Source organism: Clostridium sp. NSJ-145 (genome assembly GCF_021044725.1).
Lineage (GTDB): Bacteria > Bacillota > Clostridia > Clostridiales > Clostridiaceae > Clostridium > Clostridium disporicum_B.
In genome coordinates this window covers 36,505-60,008 of record NZ_JAJNOS010000017.1, presented here as the reverse complement: position 1 = coordinate 60,008, position 23,504 = coordinate 36,505, and the positions used below count along the sequence as shown (strand labels likewise).

The following is a 23,504-nucleotide window of genomic DNA, read 5'->3' as shown; positions in this document are numbered from 1 at the left end:
GTGAAATACTGTAATTTATAAATTTTATGGTAATATAGTATTATACAATGATAATAAATATATATACAATTCAATACAATACAAAGTAATCGTTTTAAAAGGAGTTTAGTTAAGAACAATGAAAATTAATGAACCAATATATATTAAAATAGAAAAATATTTAAGGGAGTTAATAGACTCAGAGAAAATAAAACCAGGTGAATTATTACCGTCGGAAAATCAATTAAGTGAAGAATTTAACGTAACGAGAATGACAGTAAGGTCAGCTTTTAATAATTTAGTTAAACAAGGATATATTATTAGAAAAAGAGGAATAGGAAGTATAGTTTTAGGAAATAAAGTTTCTGATAATATGGGAGCGATGGAAAGCTTCACAAAAGAAATGTTGAGAAAAGGATATGAAGTAACAACTAAACTTATAAGTTTACTTGTCATAGAAGCTGATGATACTATAAAAGAGAGATTAAATATAGAAAAAGGCGAAAATGTTTGGGAGATAAAAAGAGTACGATATGCTAATGGCGAACCGGTATCATATATGATAACTTATATGCCTGTGAAGATGTTTCCTAACTTAAAAAAAGATGATTGTATATCTTTGTACAATTATATTAGAGATAATAATTATAATATATATAAAGCAAATCGTACAATTGAAGCTATAATTTCAAATGCAGAGCTTATTAATTTGCTTGAGTTAGATTCTGAAGCTCCGATATTGCATATAGAACAGGTTGGGATATTACAAAATGGAGAAGCTTTTGAATATTCACATACTTATCATTATGGATATAAATTAACATTAAATGCTCTTGTAGAAAGCTAATAAGTTAATATTAAAAATTAAATTTAAAATAGTTTTAAAATATATTAGATTATATATTTTATTTAGATTGATCTATTGGTAAATCTAGATAAAAATGTATAGTTTGGTATATTTTTTTGATTTAAATTAGGAATTAATAACTTATAATAATAAAATTACCAAAATAATTTTTTTGGAAATAAGGAAAAATATTATTTATTAAATAAAGTTTATAAAAAGCACTTGAAATGTCTATACAATTGTTGTAATATATACACGAAGTGTAGAAAACGAATACACATTTAGAAAAATGAATAATACAAGTGAAAATTAAAATTTTAAAAACGGGGTGGATTAAATGGAAAAATTTACGGCGTTTATGGACAAATATATACTTCCATATGCAACTAAATTAGGTGCGCAAAGACATCTAGTAGCAGTAAGAGATGCATTTATAGCTATGATTCCTTTAACTATAATCGGATCTTTTGCAACACTTATTAACAACATGCCTTTCAAGGCTTTATCAAATTTCTTAGCAGAAAATACATTTGGTCAACAAATAAAGACTATAAATGGAGATATTTGGTGGGGAACACTAGCAATAATGGCGCTATTATTAGTTATTGGTGTTGCTTACAATTTAGCTAAATCATATGAAGAAAATGGTTTACAAGCAGCAATGATTGCAACAGCAATATTCTTCTTCTTAGCACCACAAGTTGCTTCAATTACTCCAGAAGGAGCTACAGAAGCAGTAGTTGGTTGGGGATTCATGCAAATTTCTTATTTAGGAACAACAGCATTATTTACAGCAATTATAGTTGGACTTTTAGCAACAGAATTATTTGTTAAATTAGGAAAAGTTAAAGCATTAGTTATCAAAATGCCAGATGCAGTTCCTCCAGCAGTTAGTAGATCATTTGCTAAGCTTATACCAGGTATGTTAACAGTTCTTATATTTGCAGTAATTGGTTTAATAGTAAGAACAGTTGCAGATGGTGCATTCTTAACAGATTTAATAAACAAATATGTAGGAATTCCTCTATCAGGAGTTACAGATTCATTAGGTGGAGCTATTGCAATAACATTATTTATCCATGGATTATGGTTTGTTGGATTACACGGTTCAAACATTGCTTTACCAATAACAAGTACTTTATTAACTAAGTTAGGTGCAGATAATGCACAAATAATGGCAACAGGTTCTAGTGAGCCATTACACACATTAGCAGGTCCTTTCTTCGATGCCTTTGTTCACATGGGTGGAGCAGGATTAATAATAGGTTTATTAGTAGCTATAGCTATAGCAGGTAGAAGCAGAAAAGATATGCTTGCTTTAGGTACAGCACCAGCAATATTCAACATAAATGAACCAGTTATATTTGGATTACCAATAGTTTTAAATCCAATATACGGTATACCATTTATAATAGCACCAGTTGTTACTACTATAGTTTCATATTTATCAATAAAATCAGGTTTAGTAAGTCCAGTAATTGTTGCATCAATGCCATGGACTACACCACCAATAATATCAGGATTCTTAGCTACAGGTCATATTTCAGGTGCAATATTAGCGTTAGTTAATATAATTATATCAATAGTAATTTACTTACCTTTTGTATATGCAGCAGAAAGAATGGAAGCGAAGAAATACGCTGAATAAAAAAGTATTTATTAATAGAAATATTTGAGATATAAAAAAGAAATGCCTTCGGATTATTTTGGCCGAAGGCATTTTTGTATAATAAACAATATTATTGGCAAAGATAAACTATCACTTCAATGGAGTTGACCATAATCTTTGTGTAGAAAATCATCACCTCAGCATAGCGATATTTCCCATTTTGCAAAAGCAAAACCTTTCATCTTACCTCAGGTAATCTTTCACCTTTACGAAGTAAGCTTACTCGTATTTTTCTATTTTTTTAATTACGTTTTCATACATGGTATTAACAACATCAAAATTCATAGCTTTTATATAGAATTCTTCTAAATCATCATGTAGAGCATGAGAATTACTAATTAGAGAAATAGCTTTATCAAGTAATTCATAGAAGATTTTACTATTATATTCTATTTCTGAAGCTTTAGAAGCAAGTGAATTAGGTTTTGTATAGTCTTTTAGATAATAATTTATTCCGGAATAATTTGCTCGGTTAATTTCATTGTTGGTTAAGACACATGTTGATATTTCAGGAATGAATATATGCTCAATACGCTCAGGAATAAATGGATCATACATATATTCAACATAATATCCTTTCTTTTGTCCAGAAGTACCTAAGTATTTTAATATATCTGTTTTTCCCATACCTGGTCCACCAGTCAGAACATATATGTTTTTATATCCATTAGATAAATTATCTGCAAAAGTAATTATACCGTTAGGAGTTATAGCTGTTGCAAAAAGTCTACGCTCTCCACCATAGCCAGATATATCTGTTCTAAAAATATCATTTTTTAATGTTTCTATTAATACAGATATTTTATTAGAATCTAGAGATTCATAATTAAGATTACTCCAATCATCATGAATAGACCTTGCAGCAGCAAGATATCTATAAGCTCTTTTGTAACATTTGCTTATATCTCTGTTTATACATAAAATGTCTCTTTTATGCTTTGACAGCATATCCATATCTAGTGCATCACCCATATTTAATATTTCATCTACAGCTCCTGGAGTTATTGGATCAACTATGTGTGGAGATGTGCCATCAATTAATGCTACACCTAATTCTTTTATTACTATTCCATCTAAAGAATTATTGTCAGAGGAACAATGATGATATTCGATTGTATAGCCTTTGTTAAAAAAATAATCTCCTACTTTTTTCATCAAAGAAGATTTACCTGTGCCAGGGCCACCCTTAAGACATAAAATACGCTTGGCATCATCTTGACTTAGAATATATCTATAAAAAGAGTAAAATCCTTTTGATGTATTGCCTCCAGGAAAAAAGTGTCTCCCTTTCAAATTATCCATTTGATCACTCCTAATAAAATTTTAATAATATATTTTATTCAAGCAACCTATAAATGTAGACTTTAAAGAGAATAAAAAATGAAAATACATATGAATAATTGGTGAAAGTTTATGCATATAGATATAAATACTGTAAAAAAGGTATCTTTAAGAATTGATATAAACAAGCATTTTTACTTGTTTATAGTTATGTAATTAGCTTGAAATTATAAAAAGGGAAAAAATGTTTAAAAAAACTCTTGCATAAATATGATTTTATGATGTATAATTATGCAAGAGTTAAAAAGACATTTCAGAAATAAAAAGGGGGATTAAATATGAAAAAATCATTAATAAAAAAAATAATGGCAGTTGTTATTGTTGGGGTAATTGGAATTATGGCTGTTGGATGTAGTAGTAAATCTACAGGAGAAGTTAAAGACAAACTTACAGAAATAAAAGAAAGTGGAAAATTAGTTGTAGGTATGAGTGCTGATTATGCACCTTACGAGTATCATGCCTTAATAGATGGTGAAGATAAGATAATTGGATTTGATGTTGATATAGCACAAGCTATAGCTGATGATATTGGAGTAGAATTAGAGCTTAAAGAAATGAACTTTGATTCATTATGTGAGGCTGTTCAATTGGGAAAAATTGATATGACTATATCAGGAATGACTCCTAAACCAGATAGAAAAAAAGCAGTAGATTTTTCAGACATATATTATAAAGCAGAGCAAGCATTTTTAATACAAGCATCTAATAAAGATACTTACAAAACTTTAGCTGATTTAGAAGGTAAAAAAATAGGAGCTCAAATGGGATCTATTCAAGCTGAGATAGCTGAAGGAATTGAAGGAGCAAGTGTGAAACTATTATCTGATGTTAACACTTTAATACTTGAACTTAAAAATGGAAATATTGATGCATTAATTATTGAGGCTCCAGTTGCGAACTTAGCAACAACTACTAACACAGACTTAGTTGTTGGAGAAGAAATAATAGAAGATTCTGAAGGGGGATCAGCTATTGGTATGCCAAAGGATTCACCAGAATTAGTTGAGCAAGTTAATTCAACATTAAAAAAATTAATGGATGAAGGAAAGATAGATGAATTTGTTCAAAAAGCAGTAGAACAAGTTAAAAACCAAGTGGAATAGTAGTTAAGGGTTAACAGAGAAAAGTTAATAGTTTATGATAGTTTAATTAATGACTATTAACTTTTAACTCTTAATTTCTAACTAAGAAAAGTAGGTGGATAGGATGAATTGGGATTTTGATTTTATAACCAATGGACAGATGGTTTATTTTTTTCAAGGGGCAAAGTGGACTTTAACAATATCACTTGCTTCAGTTGTATTAGGGGTAGTATTCGGAACTATATTAACATTTTTAAAACGTTCAAAGATTAAATTATTAAAATTTATAGCATCAGCTTATATAGAAATAGTTAGGGGAACACCGTTACTATTACAAATTTTTATAGTTTATTTCGGTTTGAGTAATGTTCTTAAAATAAATGAATTATTTGCAGTTATAATAGCATTGTCATTAAATTCAGCTGCATATGTTTCTGAGCTTATAAGAGCTGGTATTGAAGCGGTTGATAAAGGACAAATGGAAGCAGCAAGAAGTCTAGGCATGAGTGAAAGTATGGCTATGAGATTGATAGTTATACCACAAGCTATAAAAAACATATTACCTGCTATAGGTAATGAATTTGTTGCAATAATTAAAGAGTCTTCAATGGCTTCAACTTTAGGAGTAGCAGAGCTTATGTATGCAGCAAATGTTGTTAGTACAAGAAGTTTTAATAAGACAGAAACTTTAATAATGTCAGCGGTATTTTATTTTATAATGACATTCTCATTAGGTAGACTTATAAAATACATCGAGAGGAGGTTGAAGGTAAGTGATTCAAATTAAAAATCTTCATAAGAGTTTTAATCAAAATGAAGTACTAAAAGGCATCGATGATAACATAGAAAAAGGCGAAGTAGTTGTAATAATAGGACCTTCAGGTTCAGGAAAAAGTACTTTTTTAAGGTGTTTAAATTTATTAGAAGTTCCTACAAGTGGAGAAATAATATTTGAGGGAACTAATATAACAGATAGAAAGATTGATATAAATAAAATAAGAGAAAAGATGGGAATGGTTTTTCAACAATTTAATTTATTCCCTCATAAGACAGTGTTAGAAAATTTAATTATAGCGCCTGTTATGGTAAAAAAAATAAGTGAAGAAGATGCAAAGAAGAAAGCATATGACTTATTAGGAAAAGTTGGACTAGTAGATAAGGCAGATGCATATCCAGCATCACTTTCAGGTGGGCAAAAGCAAAGAATAGCAATAGCAAGAGCGCTTTGTATGGAGCCAGATGTTATGCTTTTTGATGAACCAACATCAGCGCTAGACCCAGAAATGGTTGGAGAAGTTTTGTCAGTTATGAAAGACCTTGCAAAAGAAGGAATGACTATGGTTGTGGTAACACATGAAATGGGATTTGCAAGGGAAGTTGGAGATAGAATATTGTTCATGGATAATGGAAAGATAGTTGAAGAAGGTTCCCCTCAAGAAATATTTAATAATCCAAAGAATCCAAGAACAATAGACTTTTTATCAAAAATTATTTAAAAAGAGCCGAGAGGCTCTTTTTGTTTTGCTGTGCAAAAAGTGAAAAGTCAGCTTTGCTAGGGGGAAAAGTTTTTCTTAAAGATAAAGGTGAAAGGTCAACTTTGCTGATATTAAAAGTTTTGCTGGTGCAAAAGATAAGAAGTACGTTTTCATTATTGCAAAGCAATGTTTTCACTATGATGCAGTCAGATTTTACCCAGAACATAGTTCAATTTTCACTTGGAAATAGTCCACTTTTCGTTGCTACAAAGTAGACAAATAATCATATATAAACTTGCTTACTAATAAAATAGTAATAGATATTAAGAGTGCTTAGGAGGCAAGATGGAAAATAGACTTAATTTGGATTTTTTGAAGATAGAATTTAGAAAGTTATACACTGAAGTTAATAATATCTTCGATTATAAAGGAAAAGATATAATAATTCATTTTAAGAGTATAGTAGAGTATATTATTTTACTTATTTATGAAAAAAATAAGATTTTGTATGATGATAAAGTAGGGTTAAATGAAAATATAACTAGATTATATAATAAGGGAATACTACCTGGAAAGATTTACAGAAATATTATATTAGTCTTATCACAGATAAATATTTGTTATCAGTGTAAAAATGACGAAGATGAAACTGAATGGTTTGAGGGGTTTATAGACAAATACAAAGATAGACTATATGAAATATTAGTTTTTGTAGCTGTAAAATGTGGTGAAGAAAATTATTCTCTTATATTAAGCGGATTAAATGAAGAGGAAAAAAATATATTTAAACAATATTTAAATAACAAAGAAAGCAATATTATTGACGATAAAGATGAAGAGAAGAGATTAGTTTTATATGAAGATGCGGCAAATATGGAAGATATAGATTCTGATGAAGTAAAAGAAAAAGTTTCAAAGTTAGTTGAAGCTGGTGAAAATTATTATTTAGGAAGAGGAGTACAAAAAAATAATAAGGAAGCTTTTAAGAATTTTATAGAAGCAGCTAAATATGATAGCGAAGTAGCAGAAGCTTATCTAGGTTTGTTTTATGAAAGGGGATTGTCTGTTGAAAGAAATTATGATTTAGCTAATAAGTGGTATAGGAGAGCTGCAGCTAAAGGTAATTCTTTTGCTCAATATTCATTAGGATGTTTATATCTAAATGGAACAGGAGTAGCTAGGGATTATCAGAAAGCATTAATATGCTTTGGAAAGAGCTCAGAAAGTGAGTATAGTCCAGCTTATTATCAATTAGGAAGAATGTATTATAACGGATATGGTGTAGACAAGAATTTAGAGTTTGCTTTTAAGTGGTATAAGAAAGCTGCAGAGGAAAATTTACCAGCAGCACAACATGCTTTATCGTATATGTATAAAACAGGAGAAGGTTGTGAAAGGAATATAGTTAGAGCATATTATTGGGTAGAAAGGGCAGCAGAAAATGATTATGAGGATGCTTATTATATTGTAGGAAAATCTTATTTAGAAGGAATATGTTATGAAGTAAATTATGAAAAAGCATATTATTACTTAAAAAAGGGATATGAAGCTTATGATACAGATTGTATAGAGTCTTTAGCAGATATGTATTATTCAGGATTATATGTAGATAAGGATGTAACTAAAGCTTTAGATTTATACAATAGAAGTATAGAATGTGGAAATAGAAATATATTCTTTAAAGTAGGCAAAATATATGAAGATGAAAACTTGATTGATGAAGCTATAGAACTATACGATATGGGAAGTAGAGAAGGGGATTTAAAATGTATACAGAGATTAGGAATAATGTATTACAATGGAGAATTAGTAAAGAGAGATACAGAAAAGGCCATAAAATATATAGAGATAGCTGCAGAGAATAAGGCTGCACATGCTATGTATATGATGGCTATAGCATATCTTAGAGTTAATAAATTTGGAGAAGACACTACAAGGATAGTTAAGAAATTATTAGAAGAGGCTTATGAGCTAAAGTCCCAATTTGCAGCAGAGTATTTAGCATTTCTAATGTTAGCAGATAAAAAGGATGGTAAAGATATAAATGAAAAGAAACTACTAGAATATTTAGAGTTTGGGTTTGCTAATGGAGTAGTTGGATCATCTTTTCAATATGGCTATATATACGAAAATGGTATCGTAGTAGAAAAGAATTTAGAAAAAGCTTATTCATATTATAAGATGGCTGCTGATAGAGATTATATAAAAGCTATAGTTAAGCTTGCTTCTTGGTATAAGATAGGTAAGTTTTTACCTCAAGATATAAATGAATCTATAAAATTATATACAAAAGCAGCAGAGCACAATGATATTGAAGCTATAGAAAGTCTTATAGAGATATATGAATTAGGGTTTGGAAATAGTAAAAGTGATATTAAAGCATTAAAATATGTATTTAAACTTATAGAACTAGATGCGTTAAAAGGTAAGTGTAAGCTTGCTTATTATTGTTTAGCTGGGATAGGTGTAGAAAAAGATGAAAAGAGAGCAAATGAGATAATAAAAGAAATAGAGGATATTGATAAAGGAACAGCTAATAATCTTAAATGCATTTTAGCAGAAAAACAATTAATTACTAATATGTCTCAAGATGAAATAATAGACACTTATATGGAAGGAATAGATCTTGGAAACTCAGATTGTTACGGAAACTTAGCATTATATTTATATAATAATAATCTATATAAAGATAAAAAATACGAAGAATACTTTAAATCAGCAATGGCAGGTAAGGATCTTGGAATAAAGAAATGTAACTACGTTTATTTAAAAGATATATTAAAGAAAAAAGAAGAAAATTCAATTGTAACGGAAGAAGAGATGAGAGTTGTAAAAGATTTAAGAGATATGATTGATAAGGGTATGTATGAAGCTATAAATGACTTATTAGAATGGTATGATATCAGAGATAAAACAGATGATAAGAATTACTATGAATTAAAAAAACAAGCTATCTTTTATAATATTACAAGGCCTAAACAAAAGCATAAAAAAAAGCTGTCAAGGCAAGAAACGCTTAATGTAATTACTATAGTTTCAGTATTTATGCTGATTATAATAATGATATATGCAATAGTTAAATAAGGTTTAGAAATTAGATTAAAGTGCAATAATTTAAAAAGTATAACTTAATAGTTGATGTGGGCTACTGGTATCACTTATACATAAATAATGTATTTCCTTTTTATGAGGAGGTGATACTAATGACGAATGAAGCTTTAACTATACTATTACAATGTGGTTTATTTTTTATAGCCTTCTTAGAATTAATAATAGGCTTGATAGATAAATTTACAAAAAAATAGTAGCCCCACCTCACAATTGGACGCTACTAGTTTTTTATAACTATATGTGATACCAGTTGTCTTAAACAACTAAAGTTATATTATAGGAATCTAACATATAACAGTATGTTAGATTCTTTATTTTATGCAAAATTTATATAATTTATTATTATTATTATTATTATTATCAAATTTTAATAAAATAAACATAAAATTCAATATCAAATTTAATGTGGCAAATAATTTTTTTTATATATTAATTTTTTTACTTTTTTGAACAAACTTTTAAATTGAACATACTGATTTTTATACCTGAAGAAATTTATTATATTAGTTCTAAATCTACTGTTATTATGCAATTAAATTGCGGGTGTAGCTTTTTAATATCTCGTTCTATAAATTGAGAAAGCTTTTCTTTAGTAAAGCAATCATTTAAATCTGTAGGATTTACTACTATATCAAAAATTAAATTTTTAATATCATTTTCTCCAACAACTCTAAAATCATGAAGCGATTTAACTGCTGGATATGTTTTTAATACATCTTCAACAATTTTACGAGCATCAATAATTTCATCAGTGTCCACACAAATAGGATCCATGTGTATTACTAAGTATATATTTAACTTTTTTGAAATCTCTCTTTCAGCAGTATCAATTATATGATGTATAGTCATAACATCAATGTCAGAAGGTATTTCAGCATGAATTGATGCCATAATTCTTCCAGGACCATAGTTGTGTACTACTAAATCATGAATACCATTAATATTTTCATAAGACATTACCATATCTGAGATATTATTAACTAACACTGGATCTGGAGCTTCTCCAAGAAGAGGATTTAAAGTTTCCTTTATAAGTCCGTATCCAGAATATATAATAGCACAAGCAACAAATACTCCTATATATCCATCAAGAGGGAATTGAGTAAATTTTGCTAATAAAAATGAAATAACAACTGTACTTGAAGTAAATACATCTCCTAAAGCATCAGTAGCAGCAGCTTTTAAAGCTGAAGAATTTATTTTGTGTCCTACGGTTTTATTAAATTTAGAAAGCCACAATTTAAAGAATATAGATACAAGAAGAAGTAAAAATGGTATAACTTCAAATTTTACAATAGAAGGATTAGTTATTCTTTCAAAAGAACTTTTAATAAATTGTAATCCTACTAACATAACTAAAAATGACACTATTAAAGCAGAGATATACTCTATACGACCATGTCCAAAAGGGTGTTCTGCATCAGCAGGTTTATTAGCCATTTTAAATCCAATTATAGTTATGATAGAAGAAGCTGCATCAGATAGATTATTAAAGGCATCAGCCATTACAGCTACTGATCCAGCTAAAAGGCCAACGGATAACTTTATTGCAAATAATAATACATTAACTAATATACCTACAGCACCAGCTAAGTTACCGTAAGCATTTCTAACTTTGATATTATCGACTTTTTCATTATCCTTGACGAATGTTTTAATTAGGTAATTTGTTATCATATTAAAAACACCTCAGAAATATTTTTTGCATTAACTAAAATAAATATTAGTTCAAAATCAAAAGCCCTTATTTGGTAATTTGAAGCTAACTAAAAGCTTGAGTAATTTGATAGCTAGAAGTTAGAGTATAAATATATTTATACTAAATATATTAACAAGGATTCTCTTATATTCTATATCCTAATTTATCCAAAAACAAAAGTCAATAAGCATATCTTATTGAGAAAAATATGAAAATAGGATATATTATAAAGTATACGCAATAAAGCAAAAAGGGAGAGAATTACATGGAAAAAGTATTAGCAAAAGAACTTATAGAATTTTTATATAATAGTCCATCAGCATCTCATGGAGTAGAATCTGTAAAAGCTATGTTAAACGTAGCTGGATTTACTGAAATAAAGGAAGCAGATAAATGGAACCTTAAAAAAGGTGATAAACATTATGTTGTAAAAAATGATTCTGCACTTATAGCTTTTGAAGTTGGAAATGAAAATATAGAAGAGTCAGGATTTAGACTTATAGGAGCACATACAGATGTACCAGGTTTTAGAATAAAGCCAAATCCACAAATGATTTCTGAAAATACATATGTAAAGTTAAACACAGAAGTTTATGGAGGACCGATATTAAGTACTTGGTATGATAGACCATTAGGGATTGCTGGGAAAGTTGCAGTAAAAGGTTCATCTCCATTAAAACCAGAAATAAGATTAGTTAATATAAATAAACCGTTATTAATAATCCCAAGCTTAGCTATACATATGAATAGAGAAGTAAACAATGGTTATAAATATAATGCACAAGTAGATACATTACCTTTATTAGGACTTATAAATGACAAGCTAGAAAGAGAAGACTATTTAATGAACATTTTAGCGCAAGAGCTTAATGTTGATAAGAGTGATATCTTAAACTTTGAACTTGGATTATATGAGTACGAAAAAGGATCATTAATAGGAATGAATGAAGAGCTTATATCTTCTGGTAGATTTGATGACTTATGGATGGTATTTGCAGGAGTTAAAGCTTTAATAGATAGTAAGGAAATAGATGCAACTAAAGTTATGGTATGTATAGATAATGAAGAGATAGGAAGCAGAACAGCTCAAGGTGCTGCATCTTCTATACTAAATAATCTTTTAGAAAGAATAATATTAGGATTAGGAAAAGATACAGAAAGCTATTACAGAGCGTTATCAAATTCAATAATGATTTCTGCAGACCTTTCACATGCAGTACATCCAAACTTAGGAGATAAACATGATCCAACAAATAGACCTGTATTAGGAAATGGACCTGTTCTTAAGATAGCTGCATCAGGAAGCTATAGCACAGATAGCTTTAATGGAGCAGTATTTGCATCAGTTTGTGAAGCAGCAAATGTTCCATTCCAAAAATTTGTTAATAGATCAGACGTTAGAGGTGGAAGTACTATAGGACCAATAACATCAGCTTTATTAAACATTCCTGTAATTGATATGGGAGCACCAGTTTTAGGAATGCACTCTATAAGAGAGTTAGCAGCTGTTAAAGATAACTACTATACAGTTAAAGCATTTACAGAATTCTTTAGCATTTAATTAAGATGGAACAGTTGAAAAGTAAGGATTAAACTTATAATTTAGGAAATTTTAAGCCAGCAATATGCTGGCTTTATTTTTTGGATAATTTTGATGATTATTAGGAGAGATTAAAACTCTCTTTTTTATTTTACAACAAAAAACAAAAAAAGATAAAAAAGTAAAATAATGATGAATAAAATTGTTTTGATAGGATAGAATCAAGACGTAATTACAAAAAATGGATAATAATGAGGTGAGTAGTGTATTTAATTTAAGGATAAAAATTAGTAATACAGTATGGAGTTTTGTATTAATATGTGCAATATCATATTTAATATCTTCTTATAATGTTTATAAAGGAGAAGAAGTCATACCTAATATTTTAGGGGTGTATGGATTTACAATAAGTACAGGAAGTATGGAACCAACTATTAATGCTGGAGATTATTTAGTAGCAAAAAAAGTAAAGAGTGATGATATTAAAGTAGGAGACATAATAACTTTTGTAGAAGGAAATATAATAATTACTCATAGAGTATCAGGGATTATCAATAATCAGTACGAAGAGATAATGTTTATAACTAAAGGCGATGGAAATAATGTGGAAGATGATATTTCTATAATGAGTGAAAATATTGTTGGTAAATATGTATTTAAAATACCTATGCTTGGATATGTTTTAGATTATTTTAAGTATATGAATCCAATGATAAAAGTAGGAATTTTATTATTAATGTATCTTATTTATTTAAATATAGGTAAAGAAAAAAATATAAAACAGGAGGAACAGTATGAAGAAAATAGATAAAAAGACAGCATCGCTTTTCATAATTTTATTATGTTTTATTATAGGAGGTAGCTTAAGTTTCGAAAGCTTAGCTAGATTTACAAAGAAATTTGAGATAGTAAATAAGAAGGTAAGTGTAGCAACTTTTGAAGTAAGCGCAGATAGTGAATTTGTATCAGAAGCTGAAATTAAGCCTGGAGATGTATTATCGGCAGATACTATAAAATTAAAAAATGATAATGATTATCCAGTTGAATTTACTATTAGTTTAAGTGAAAAGAGTGAAAATAATAATAAAGACAAGTCAACAAGTGAAGGAGCTAAAGACTTAATAAAGTATTTGACATTAACCATAGAGGGGGTGAATCAAACAGAATCAAAAAATCACTATACAACTATAGTAAATCCTAATAATGAAAAGGTTGTTTCAGCTAAAATAGAATGGATTACAGATGATGATATAGAAATATATGAGAATGATATATTAGATAATATTGCTAGATATACTTATGATATTAAAGCTAAACAAGTATTAGTTGATGATACTATACCACCAAGCACAAGTGATGAAAACAAAGAAATAGTATTTTATAAAAGTGATTTTGGAAATACAGGTTATATACATGATTGAAAGATATATGATCAATCTATAGAAAATATTAAAAAAGTTTATATAAAAGATTCTTCTTTGATAGTTGGAACTAGGGCATGGGTTGCATTAGGAAATGAAAATCTTGATTTGAAAAGTCAAAAATTATATTTTGATGCAGAAATAGAGATATTAGATGAGTTAAATAATAGCAAAGGAAATGGATTTAATCTTACAGTTGGTATTAGAGATACATTAAATGAAGACAATAGCAATAATTTTACGTATCAATTTTATAAAGTTAAGGAAGATGATAAAAGTAATATATTCACTAGATTAACTAATAATAATGGTTCAAATCTTCAGAATGTAATGTATCTCAAAGATGATAATGATATAGTTATTGATAGTGAAAAATTAATATTAATAGGAGAAATAGAGCTAAATGGGGATGAAACAATTGTATGTAATCTTATTATAAAAGATTATAATAGTAAGACTATATTATATGAAAAACGGCTAGAGGGAAGAAAATATTCTAAAAATAATAAGATTTTTATTAATATTAGCGGATTTTGTGGTGGAGAAGGAGTTAAAATTAACTCAATGGAAGTAAAAGCGAAGGAAATATAGATATAAAAAGTTTTTTGTATAAATAATATATAGAATTTTAATAAGAGTTACGAACTAATAATTTAGTAAGTAACTCTTATATTATTATCTAGAATTTATTGTTGTAACTATTCCGTTGGTCATAGTAAAGTCATATTTTTCGGTATTAAGTAAATTTCTGCAATCTTCAATAGTAAATTTTGATGGAATTTTAGTAATTTCGGATAAAGTTACAGGGCTTCCAGATAAACTTACGACTGATTCTATATAATCTTTTTCTGTTAGTGTATTGAATTTTAGATTTAGGTTTTCATAGGCTGTTAATACTCTTTTTGCTTGATCTAAAACTACAACTTTTCTAGCTTCATCCATATAACCCGATAATTTAGGGGTAAAGGCAGCAGCTAATACTGCAACTATAGCTATAACAACTACTAATTCTATTAATGTAAAGGCTCGCTTTTTAGAGTGGGATTTAGATTTGTTATTCTTTATCATGAATATCCTCCAAATATATTTGCTTATCTAAAAATTATGAACATATTTATGGATAAATATTCAAATTAATTAAATCTGAAGTAAGATATTTACAGATTTTAGACAATAGTCTTTTATTTTGGTAAAAAAATAAGCTACCAATGGTAGCTTATTAAAATTCAAAATCATTTATGCTTTCGATGAATATCTTACCGTCTTTATCTACTACAACTTTAGCAATTACGTCAGAATAAATACTAGGTTTACCTATAGTTACAGACACATTGTATCTTATTTCGTACATTGATTCATATCTAGAATCATTATTTTCTATATTTTTTACTAATGTGATAAGTAAATCAGAATAAGAAACTTTTTCGCCATAAGATATTATCTTATTTATCATGTTTTCAGCACCTTCTGGTGTAAAGTTTTCTTTTATGTAATTCTCAGCTTCAATAGATTGTTCTTCATTGGAGTAATCTTTTGTATATAAGTAGTCCATAATTTCAGTAAATTTTTCTTCTATTTTTTCTTCAGTAATTTCTTCAACAACTACATTTGATTCGACATTTTTATCATCTGAAGAAATTTCATCGTCTTTTTTATCATCTTCTGGTTGTTGTTCGTGCTGTTCTTGATTAGAATTTTGAATATTATTATTATCATTGTTGTTTCCACAACCAACAAATAAAGAGATTGATAATGCTGATATTAAAATTATTGATAAAATCCTTTTTTTCATTACATTTCCTCCAAAGTATAAAATAGGTACAAGGTAATTATAACATAAATAAAAAAAATAATAAAAGTTTAGAATAATAGGACAAAAAAGTGGTTAGAACAATAGTAAGAAGTAGAAAAACTACTTCTAGAACTTTGATTTCACATCATAGAGTTGGGACACAGACCTAATATTATGTTAGGGCATAATTCCATCTTTATATTATTAAATTATTAATAAGCCTTATATATTAGGTGATGGTTCAAAAGTATTCAACACAGATGATGTTGAGCATAATCTCGGAAATCCTTAAAAATATACATACTGCATTAATATAAGGACATCAAAGTTATCTTTTAGATAACAAAAAAGGTTATGAAATATACTTTGTGAGTACAAGTCACGATGGTTAAGGGACTGTTAGTAATTTGATAATCTATAGTTTATAGCTATAAGTATTGTAATGTTAAAATATTACAATGATGAAGCAGAAAACTATAAGTGTGGTCAAAGTTCTTTTATTTTACATAAGAGTAATGAATTTTTTGTAATTGTGAAAACTATATTGACATGGTAAAAAAAGGATGTTAATATATAAAACAAATATTAACTAATTAATAACAAAATAGCTATATTTTGAATACATTATCAAACATATAGGTTTATGATTGATAAAACGTTTTCTTAAATAATGCAATTTTGATAAAAAGTTAATTTGGGGATGAAATTTTGAGAATAATAAAAAAAGGGGGCTAAAAGGTATGAAAAAGAGATTATTAGGGGGAATATTAGCTTTATCTATGCTGACTATGGGGCTAGTTGGCTGCGGAAATGGACAAGGTTCATCTGATGATGCAGATGAAATAGTAATTGGGGCAATAGGACCATTATCTGGTGCAGCATCAACATATGGACAATCAGTTAAGAATGGAGCTCAAGTATTTTTAGATAAGGTTAATGCAAATGGAGGAATCGACGGAAAGCAAGTTGTATTGAAGTTTGAGGATGATGAAGCAGATCCAACTAAATCTATAAATGCTTATGATAAATTAGTAAATCAAGATGGAGTTAAACTTTTATTAGGTCCTGTAACTTCAGGAGCAGCTAATGCAGTTGGACCTAATGCTACAGCTGATGGTGTTCCTATGATAACTCCTTCAGGTACAGAAACTAATCTTACCACAACTGGTGGAGAATATGTATTTAGGACATGCTATATAGATGCGACACAAGGTGAAGTTATATCAAAATATGCTAGCGAAAACCTTGGAGCAAAGACAATGGCTATTCTTTATAATAAGGATTCAGATTACTCAATAGGTATTGCAGAAGCTGCTAAGGCACAATTCGAATCTAATGGAGGAACAGTAGTAGAGTATATATCTTACAATGATGGAGATAAGGATTTCTCAGCTCAATTAACTAATATTAAGAGTTCAAATCCAGATGTTTTAGTATTACCTGATTATTATAGCGTGGTTCCAGTTATTGCAGACCAAGCTAGAAAGATAGGAATAACTTCACAATTAATGGGTGGAGACGGATGGGATTCACCAGAATTAGTTAAGATAGGTGGAGATGCTGTTGAAGGTGCTGTATTTGTAAATCACTATTCACCAGATGACTCTGACCCAGAAGTTCAAGAATTTGTTAATTCATATAAAGAAAAATACGGAGAAACTCCAGATGCTTTTGCAGCATTAAGCTATAGTACTTTACAACTTTTCGAAGAAGCTATAACTAAAGCAGGTTCAACTGATGGAGAAGCTGTTAAAGATGCATTAAAAAATATAGATGTTGATACAATTTCAGGAAATATAAGATTTGATGAAAATAGAAACCCACAAAAATCAGTATCAATAATAAAGATAGAAAATGGAGAAGCAAAACTTGAAACTAAAGTCAATCCATAAAACTAATATTAATATGAGCCACTTACTTCGGTACTAATTCACTAGCATAAGAGTTTCTATTGTTCCTTACATTAAAAATTGCTAAAGTTTATGAACTCACTACGTTCAGGCAATATAAACATTTTAACGCAATTTTTAATTGCAGGAACAATGAAAATCTAAATACTAGTTCATGATGTACCTGTATAAGCATCTCATATTAATAAAATGTTTAATGAATTATAAAAACAAAGATAAGTTAAATTTAATAAGCTAACAATTAGTTTGAAGGGGGGAAAGAAATATGGCATTTATACAGCAAATTATAAATGGATTATCGTTAGGATCTATTTATGCACTCATAGCTTTGGGATATACCATGGTTTATGGAATTATTAAATTAATAAATTTTGCTCATGGAGATATCTACATGATTGGGGCTTTTGTAGGATTATACTGTGGGACGACTTTAAAGTTATCACTTATTCCAACATTATTGATATCAATGCTTGGGGCAGCATTGGTAGGAGTAATTGTTGAGAAGGTAGCTTACAAGCCATTAAGAAATTCACCAAGAATAACATTATTAATAACAGCGATTGGGGTATCTTTGTTATTACAAAATGGTATGAGGTTATTAATGGGACCTTCACCTAAGGCATTTCCAAAGTTATTAAGCAAGGAAGTAATAAAAATAGGGGCTTTATCTATAGAAACGTCAAAAATATTAATGCTTGCTGTATCAATAGTCTTAGTTCTTCTTCTTCAAATTATTGTATATAAAACTAAGGTGGGTAAGGCAATGAGAGGTGCTTCATATGATATTGAAGCTGCATCATTGATGGGAATAAATGTTAACAACATAATCTCACTTACATTTGCTATAGGATCAGCTCTTGCTGGGGCAGCAGGAGTACTTGTATCCTTAGCATTCACTGTAGTAGAGCCTTATATGGGCATAATTCCAGGATTGAAAGCATTTATTGCAGCTGTTTTAGGGGGGATAGGTAGTATACCAGGAGCATTAGTCGGAGGTTTATTGATAGGACTAACTGAAACATTGACAAAAGCATATATATCTACCACTTTATCAGATGCAATAGTGTTTGCAATTCTTATAATAATTCTTCTTGTTAAACCAACAGGTTTATTAGGAAAGAAAGTAAATGAGAAAGTGTAGGTGAAGAAGATGAAAAAATATAGAAGTCAAATAATTATGATAATACTAGTATTTGGAGCCTTTTTCATCATTAATTCACTTATTGGAGCAAATATAATAAATAGATATATCACAAGGCTAATGATACTTAGCTGTATTAATATAATTTTAGCAATTTCACTAAACCTGATTACAGGAATAACTGGACAATTAAGCTTAGGAAATGCAGCATTTATGGCAATTGGAGCATATGTTTCAGCATTTTTTTCAGTAAATTTAGGAATGCCATTTGTTGTATCACTTATAGCTGGAGCAATTACAGCAGCAGCTATGTCAATAATTGTAGGAATTCCAACATTAAAATTAAAAGGAGACTATTTTGCAATAACAACTTTAGGAGTATGTGAAATAGTAAGAGTTTTAATAACAAATATGGACATAGTAGGTGGAGCTAGAGGTTTCACTGGAATACCAAAAAAAACTACATTTACAATAGCTTATTTTGCAGTAGTTATTGTAATAGTAGTTGTAGTGAACATAGTAAAATCTACAAAAGGTAGAGCGATGCTTGCAATAAGGGAAAATGAAATTGCAGCAGAGGCTATGGGAGTTAATACAACAAAATATAAAGTAGTAGCATTCTTTATATCAGCATTAATTGCAGGTTTTGCAGGAGGATTATTTTCACATTATACAGCATTTATTCAACCAACAACCTTTAACTTCTTAAAATCTATAGAGATAGTAACCTTTGTAGTACTAGGGGGAATGGGGTCAATAACAGGTTCAGTAATAGCGGCAATAATATTGACAATACTTCCAGAAGCACTAAGAGAATTCGCAGATCTAAGAATGATATTCTACTCAATAACACTAGTTGTATTAATGATATTTAGACCACAAGGTTTACTGGGAACACTAGAAATAACAGACTTAATTGAAAAATTCAAAAATAAAAGAAAAATAAAAAAACAAAACAAAGCAACTACAATAGCAAGTAGCAAGTAATGCTTTATTAATAAGAAGTGATATAGTAGTAAATTAGAGGAGAGGAGCATAAAATAAGACTCCTAGAAAATAAATATCTAAGTAGTAAAATTGAAAATAAAAAGTTAAGAGAATATGTTCTAGAAATTTAAGATATTAAAAAAGTAGAAACTACGAAGTAGTTTCATCCTTAAGTATGGTAAAGAATTAAAAGATTATGTTAGTAGTAATATTGAAAATATATATTTGTGGAAGCACATATGAATGAGTAACTATGATTTCATTATTTCTGGAATTAAAATTGCGTTAAGAGGTTTAATTGTTTGAGGTACGAGTTATTAAACCTTAGTAATTTTAATGAAAGGAATAATAGAAATTATATACGAAATGAATCGGTGCTAAAGCAAATATATATTTTCAATAAGACTAACATGAACAAGGAGGGAATATGCTAAAGGCTAACAGACTTACAATTAAATTCGGCGGACTAGTTGCTGTTTCAGATTTTTCTATTGAAATAGGGGACAAAGAAGTCGTAGGACTGATTGGCCCTAATGGAGCAGGAAAAACTACAATATTTAATATGCTAACAGGTGTTTATACACCGACAGAAGGTACTATAAGCTATCTTGGAGAGCAAATAAATGGCCTAAAGCCATATGTTGTTACTTCAAAAAAGTTAGCAAGAACATTTCAAAATATAAGATTATTTGAAAAGATGACAGTTATGGATAACGTAAAGATATCCTATGATTATAGAGTTAAGTATGGTTATTTCGATGCTATATTTAGAACGAAAAAATTTAGAAAAATAGAAAATAAAATGGATGAAGAGGTAAGGGATATATTAGATACCTTTAATCTGCTAGATAAGGCAAATGAAAAGGCAGGTAATCTATCTTATGGGGAACAAAGAAGACTTGAAATAGCGAGAGCACTTGCAACAAATCCAAAGTTACTTCTTTTAGATGAACCTGCGGCAGGTATGAATCCACAAGAAACAATGCAATTATCTGAGTTAATTAAAAGTATAAGAGATAAATTTAATATTTCTATACTGTTGATAGAACATGATATGAAGCTTGTTATGGGGATATGTGATAGGATTTCTGTATTAGATTATGGAAAGAAGATTGCGGAAGGAGCTCCTGAAGAAATTAAGACAGATAAGCGAGTTATTGAAGCATATCTTGGTGCCTGACAGTAAAAAAATGTTTTCTCCCACTTAATATATTAGCTTAATTAATGCTCATGAATATTCTAAAATTCATGAGTGTTAATTAAGATTTATAATTTACTATACATTATAAATGCAATTAAAGTAATTAACATATACCACTATATGTAAAATTATGGTAAAATATTAACCTAAAGGGAAGGTGTGTATATGAATAATAAAAGAGAATCAAATATAGAATTACTTAGAATTGTATCGATGATCATGATAATAGGATTGCATTATTTTAATGGATCAATGGGGGGAGCGTTGAAGTATACAAATAGTGGGGGAGTAAATTGGTATATTATTAGATTTATAGAAAGTATGTTTATAATGTCGGTTAATATATTTGTATTAATTACTGGATTTTGTATGATAAATAAAAAAGAAGTTAGGTTAAAAAAAATAATAGATTTATATATAAAGCTAACTATATTAAATGTATTTATATACATTACATTTATAATTTTAAAAATAGAAACATTTAGTGTTAAATTGTTAATTAAGAATTCTTTACCATTATTATATAGTGAGTATTGGTTTTTTAAAATATATATAGCATTATTTTTGCTAATTCCATTTATAAATTCTTTGTTAACTAGATTAGATGAAAGAGAATATAAAAGACTATTGATTATATTAATTGTGGTTTTTTCGATTTATGACTCAATAATGACTAATAAAGTGGTTAATGATGGAGGGTATGGTATAGTAAATTTTATTGTAATATATACTATCGGGGGATATATAAGGTTACATTATAAAAATCGTAGAAGCTCACTATTTTGGAGTAGTGGATATATGTTATTTAGTATAATTACATTTGGCTCAATATTTATTCCAATTATAAATAATAATTCATGGAATTATAATTTTATTACTAATATATTAGGAGCAGTATGTTTATTTAATGCTTTTAATAAACTAAAAATTAGAAATAATTTTATAAATAAAATAGCATCTAGTATTTTTGGGATATTTATATTACATTTAAATCCTTATTTACTGAACATTCAATATAAAATAGCAAAAACACATTTATTTTGGAATAGTAAATATATGATTATTCATTTTTTAATAACTTGTATAAGTATATTTTTTATTTTCGTATTGTTAGATAAAATAACCGAAAAAATAATAAACTTAATTAATATAAAAACCTTAGAAAAGATTGATTCATTGAAAATAAGTATATAAGTAATATTTTATAAAAATATAATTATATGTGAAAGGAGGCGTAGCTATTGGAAAAGGTTGTTTTGGAGATTGAGGATCTTAATCTTTATTACGGAGGGATTCATGCTTTAAAGGGGATAAGTCTAAAGGTGCGTGAGGGAGAGATTATTACTCTTATAGGAGCAAATGGTGCAGGCAAAACTTCAACTTTAAGAGCCATATCTTCATTAGAAAAGATTAAGTCAGGTGAAGTGTCTTTTTATGGAGAAAAGATAAATGGGGTTAGTGCAAATAAATTAGTATCAAAAGGATTAAGCCATGTTCCAGAAGGCAGAAAGATATTTGGTAACCTTACAGTTATGGAGAATCTAGAGCTTGGAGCATATTTAAGAAAAGATAAAGCTCAAGTTAAAAAAGATTATGAGATGGTTTTTGAAAAATTTCCAAGATTAAAGGAACGAAGAAATCAAAATGCAGGTACACTTTCAGGGGGAGAGCAACAGATGCTTGCTATAGGAAGAGCTTTGATGAGTAGACCTAAAATGCTTTTATTAGATGAACCTTCAATGGGACTAGCTCCTATGGTAGTTAAAGATATATTTGATACTATTGTAGAAATAAATAAATCAGGTACTACTGTATTACTTGTAGAGCAAAATGCTAATATAGCACTTTCGATAGCTGATAGAGCTTATGTACTTGAGACAGGAACTATAGTTATTGATGGTAAAGCAGATGTATTGCTTAAGGATGATAGGATAAGAGAAGCGTATCTTGGATAACAATATATAATAACCTATTCTGTTTAAACTTCAGGATAGGTTATTTTTATTAATTAAGATTTTAATAAAATATTACTATATAAGCGTATATTAATAGAAAATAATAATTATATTACAATTAAAAAAAATATATACTTTATTAAAAACGATATTATGAAGAAGAGTATTTAAAGCACTAAATAAAATCAGATAAAAAGTCCTAGAAAAGTGGATAAGTTGAATAATATAAGTAGATAGATGACTAAGTCTATCTTTTTTTATTTTAAATATACTCTTAAAATGGAAAATTAAGCTATGAATAGACATTGCACTAAATAAAATAAATATTATCTTAAGAAAAAACACGTATTAGAA

21 protein-coding genes are annotated in these 23,504 nt (G+C 28.4%); 17 read left to right on the top strand and 4 right to left on the bottom strand.

Annotation, left to right across the window (positions count from 1 at the left end; translation table 11 throughout):
• Positions 1–118: 118 nt before the first annotated feature.
• Entirely contained in the window at positions 119–826 is a 708-nt protein-coding gene (locus LQE93_RS14290) for a GntR family transcriptional regulator (protein WP_207731812.1), read from the top strand.
• A 337-nt stretch (positions 827–1,163) separates the two neighbouring features.
• Positions 1,164–2,474, top strand: a complete 1,311-nt coding sequence (locus LQE93_RS14285) for a PTS sugar transporter subunit IIC (protein WP_055266039.1) — start codon at positions 1,164–1,166, stop codon at positions 2,472–2,474.
• 240 nt (positions 2,475–2,714) lie between these two features.
• On the opposite strand, the gene LQE93_RS14280 is transcribed toward LQE93_RS14285, so the two are convergent.
• A complete protein-coding gene (locus LQE93_RS14280) occupies positions 2,715–3,797 on the bottom strand; it encodes a PRK06851 family protein (RefSeq protein WP_231074163.1) in 1,083 nt (360 codons plus the stop codon).
• 317 nt (positions 3,798–4,114) lie between these two features.
• Between LQE93_RS14280 and LQE93_RS14275 the strand changes: the two genes are divergently transcribed.
• The 5 genes from LQE93_RS14275 (at position 4,115) to LQE93_RS14255 (ending at position 9,698) form a co-directional block, all read left to right on the top strand.
• A complete protein-coding gene (locus tag LQE93_RS14275) occupies positions 4,115–4,939 on the top strand; it encodes a transporter substrate-binding domain-containing protein (RefSeq protein WP_055266042.1) in 825 nt (274 codons plus the stop codon).
• Positions 4,940–5,042: 103 nt separating this feature from the next.
• Positions 5,043–5,705: an amino acid ABC transporter permease gene (locus tag LQE93_RS14270; protein WP_055266044.1), complete on the top strand. Its 663-nt coding sequence runs from the start codon at positions 5,043–5,045 to the stop codon at positions 5,703–5,705.
• Positions 5,692–6,414 (top strand): amino acid ABC transporter ATP-binding protein, encoded by a 723-nt coding sequence (locus LQE93_RS14265; protein WP_055266046.1) that lies wholly within the window; start codon positions 5,692–5,694, stop codon positions 6,412–6,414. The genes LQE93_RS14270 and LQE93_RS14265 overlap by 14 nt, the downstream gene beginning before the upstream one ends.
• Before the next feature lie 324 nt (positions 6,415–6,738).
• The gene (locus tag LQE93_RS14260) at positions 6,739–9,477 is read left to right on the top strand and encodes a tetratricopeptide repeat protein (RefSeq protein ID WP_231074162.1); all 2,739 of its coding nucleotides are present in this window, start codon (positions 6,739–6,741) and stop codon (positions 9,475–9,477) included.
• Positions 9,478–9,596: 119 nt separating this feature from the next.
• Positions 9,597–9,698, top strand: a complete 102-nt coding sequence (locus tag LQE93_RS14255; RefSeq protein ID WP_231074160.1) for a putative holin-like toxin — start codon at positions 9,597–9,599, stop codon at positions 9,696–9,698.
• A gap of 304 nt (positions 9,699–10,002) precedes the next feature.
• On the opposite strand, the gene LQE93_RS14250 is transcribed toward LQE93_RS14255, so the two are convergent.
• The gene (locus tag LQE93_RS14250; RefSeq protein WP_231074159.1) at positions 10,003–11,181 is read right to left on the bottom strand and encodes a cation diffusion facilitator family transporter; all 1,179 of its coding nucleotides are present in this window, start codon (positions 11,179–11,181) and stop codon (positions 10,003–10,005) included.
• A 287-nt stretch (positions 11,182–11,468) separates the two neighbouring features.
• Here LQE93_RS14250 and LQE93_RS14245 point away from each other — a divergent pair, with 287 nt between their 5' ends.
• The 4 genes from LQE93_RS14245 to LQE93_RS14230 all read left to right on the top strand — a co-directional run bounded on the left by LQE93_RS14245 (position 11,469) and on the right by LQE93_RS14230 (position 14,755).
• Positions 11,469–12,764, top strand: a complete 1,296-nt coding sequence (locus LQE93_RS14245) for a M18 family aminopeptidase (RefSeq protein WP_186837616.1) — start codon at positions 11,469–11,471, stop codon at positions 12,762–12,764.
• A 235-nt stretch (positions 12,765–12,999) separates the two neighbouring features.
• Positions 13,000–13,554 carry a signal peptidase I gene (locus LQE93_RS14240; protein WP_186837617.1) on the top strand — a complete coding sequence of 185 codons (555 nt, stop codon included), beginning with the start codon at positions 13,000–13,002 and terminating at the stop codon, positions 13,552–13,554.
• A complete protein-coding gene (locus LQE93_RS14235) occupies positions 13,538–14,164 on the top strand; it encodes a hypothetical protein (protein ID WP_231074157.1) in 627 nt (208 codons plus the stop codon). Before LQE93_RS14240 ends, LQE93_RS14235 begins: the two co-directional genes overlap by 17 nt.
• A 57-nt stretch (positions 14,165–14,221) precedes the next feature.
• The gene (locus LQE93_RS14230; RefSeq protein ID WP_186837619.1) at positions 14,222–14,755 is read left to right on the top strand and encodes a hypothetical protein; all 534 of its coding nucleotides are present in this window, start codon (positions 14,222–14,224) and stop codon (positions 14,753–14,755) included.
• 84 nt (positions 14,756–14,839) lie between these two features.
• On the opposite strand, the gene LQE93_RS14225 is transcribed toward LQE93_RS14230, so the two are convergent.
• Both LQE93_RS14225 and LQE93_RS14220 read right to left on the bottom strand, forming a co-directional pair.
• Positions 14,840–15,232 carry a prepilin-type N-terminal cleavage/methylation domain-containing protein gene (locus LQE93_RS14225; protein ID WP_231074156.1) on the bottom strand — a complete coding sequence of 131 codons (393 nt, stop codon included), beginning with the start codon at positions 15,230–15,232 and terminating at the stop codon, positions 14,840–14,842.
• Between the two features lie 151 nt (positions 15,233–15,383).
• Complete coding sequence (locus tag LQE93_RS14220) at positions 15,384–15,956, bottom strand: hypothetical protein (RefSeq protein ID WP_231074154.1); 573 nt, start codon at positions 15,954–15,956, stop codon at positions 15,384–15,386.
• Positions 15,957–16,696: 740 nt separating this feature from the next.
• On the opposite strand from LQE93_RS14220, the gene LQE93_RS14215 reads away from it, so the two are divergent.
• The 6 genes from LQE93_RS14215 to LQE93_RS14190 all read left to right on the top strand — a co-directional run bounded on the left by LQE93_RS14215 (position 16,697) and on the right by LQE93_RS14190 (position 23,150).
• Positions 16,697–17,848: an ABC transporter substrate-binding protein gene (locus LQE93_RS14215; RefSeq protein ID WP_231074153.1), complete on the top strand. Its 1,152-nt coding sequence runs from the start codon at positions 16,697–16,699 to the stop codon at positions 17,846–17,848.
• A 283-nt stretch (positions 17,849–18,131) separates the two neighbouring features.
• The gene (locus tag LQE93_RS14210; protein WP_231074152.1) at positions 18,132–19,007 is read left to right on the top strand and encodes a branched-chain amino acid ABC transporter permease; all 876 of its coding nucleotides are present in this window, start codon (positions 18,132–18,134) and stop codon (positions 19,005–19,007) included.
• Between the two features lie 9 nt (positions 19,008–19,016).
• Complete coding sequence (locus tag LQE93_RS14205) at positions 19,017–19,994, top strand: branched-chain amino acid ABC transporter permease (protein WP_055266070.1); 978 nt, start codon at positions 19,017–19,019, stop codon at positions 19,992–19,994.
• A 427-nt stretch (positions 19,995–20,421) separates the two neighbouring features.
• On the top strand, positions 20,422–21,174 hold the full coding sequence (locus LQE93_RS14200) for an ABC transporter ATP-binding protein (RefSeq protein WP_055266072.1): 753 nt from the start codon (positions 20,422–20,424) through the stop codon (positions 21,172–21,174).
• Positions 21,175–21,360: 186 nt separating this feature from the next.
• The gene (locus tag LQE93_RS14195) at positions 21,361–22,389 is read left to right on the top strand and encodes an acyltransferase (protein ID WP_231074151.1); all 1,029 of its coding nucleotides are present in this window, start codon (positions 21,361–21,363) and stop codon (positions 22,387–22,389) included.
• A 47-nt stretch (positions 22,390–22,436) separates the two neighbouring features.
• A complete protein-coding gene (locus LQE93_RS14190; protein WP_231074149.1) occupies positions 22,437–23,150 on the top strand; it encodes an ABC transporter ATP-binding protein in 714 nt (237 codons plus the stop codon).
• The last annotated feature ends 354 nt before the right edge of the window (positions 23,151–23,504 follow it).

Bases quoted from the DNA above. Each gene is read 5' to 3' on its own strand.
- LQE93_RS14205 (WP_055266070.1), top strand. From the start codon at position 19,017: ATGAAAAAATATAGAAGTCAAATAATTATGATAATACTAGTATTTGGA.
- LQE93_RS14275 (WP_055266042.1), top strand. From the start codon at position 4,115: ATGAAAAAATCATTAATAAAAAAAATAATGGCAGTTGTTATTGTTGGG.
- LQE93_RS14220 (WP_231074154.1), bottom strand. From the start codon at position 15,956: ATGAAAAAAAGGATTTTATCAATAATTTTAATATCAGCATTATCAATC.
- LQE93_RS14245 (WP_186837616.1), top strand. From the start codon at position 11,469: ATGGAAAAAGTATTAGCAAAAGAACTTATAGAATTTTTATATAATAGT.
- LQE93_RS14210 (WP_231074152.1), top strand. From the start codon at position 18,132: ATGGCATTTATACAGCAAATTATAAATGGATTATCGTTAGGATCTATT.
- LQE93_RS14250 (WP_231074159.1), bottom strand. From the start codon at position 11,181: ATGATAACAAATTACCTAATTAAAACATTCGTCAAGGATAATGAAAAA.
- LQE93_RS14260 (WP_231074162.1), top strand. From the start codon at position 6,739: ATGGAAAATAGACTTAATTTGGATTTTTTGAAGATAGAATTTAGAAAG.
- LQE93_RS14225 (WP_231074156.1), bottom strand. From the start codon at position 15,232: ATGATAAAGAATAACAAATCTAAATCCCACTCTAAAAAGCGAGCCTTT.
- LQE93_RS14285 (WP_055266039.1), top strand. From the start codon at position 1,164: ATGGAAAAATTTACGGCGTTTATGGACAAATATATACTTCCATATGCA.
- LQE93_RS14290 (WP_207731812.1), top strand. From the start codon at position 119: ATGAAAATTAATGAACCAATATATATTAAAATAGAAAAATATTTAAGG.
- LQE93_RS14195 (WP_231074151.1), top strand. From the start codon at position 21,361: ATGAATAATAAAAGAGAATCAAATATAGAATTACTTAGAATTGTATCG.
- LQE93_RS14255 (WP_231074160.1), top strand. From the start codon at position 9,597: ATGACGAATGAAGCTTTAACTATACTATTACAATGTGGTTTATTTTTT.
- LQE93_RS14280 (WP_231074163.1), bottom strand. From the start codon at position 3,797: ATGGATAATTTGAAAGGGAGACACTTTTTTCCTGGAGGCAATACATCA.
- LQE93_RS14215 (WP_231074153.1), top strand. From the start codon at position 16,697: ATGAAAAAGAGATTATTAGGGGGAATATTAGCTTTATCTATGCTGACT.
- LQE93_RS14235 (WP_231074157.1), top strand. From the start codon at position 13,538: ATGAAGAAAATAGATAAAAAGACAGCATCGCTTTTCATAATTTTATTA.
- LQE93_RS14270 (WP_055266044.1), top strand. From the start codon at position 5,043: ATGAATTGGGATTTTGATTTTATAACCAATGGACAGATGGTTTATTTT.
- LQE93_RS14200 (WP_055266072.1), top strand. From the start codon at position 20,422: ATGCTAAAGGCTAACAGACTTACAATTAAATTCGGCGGACTAGTTGCT.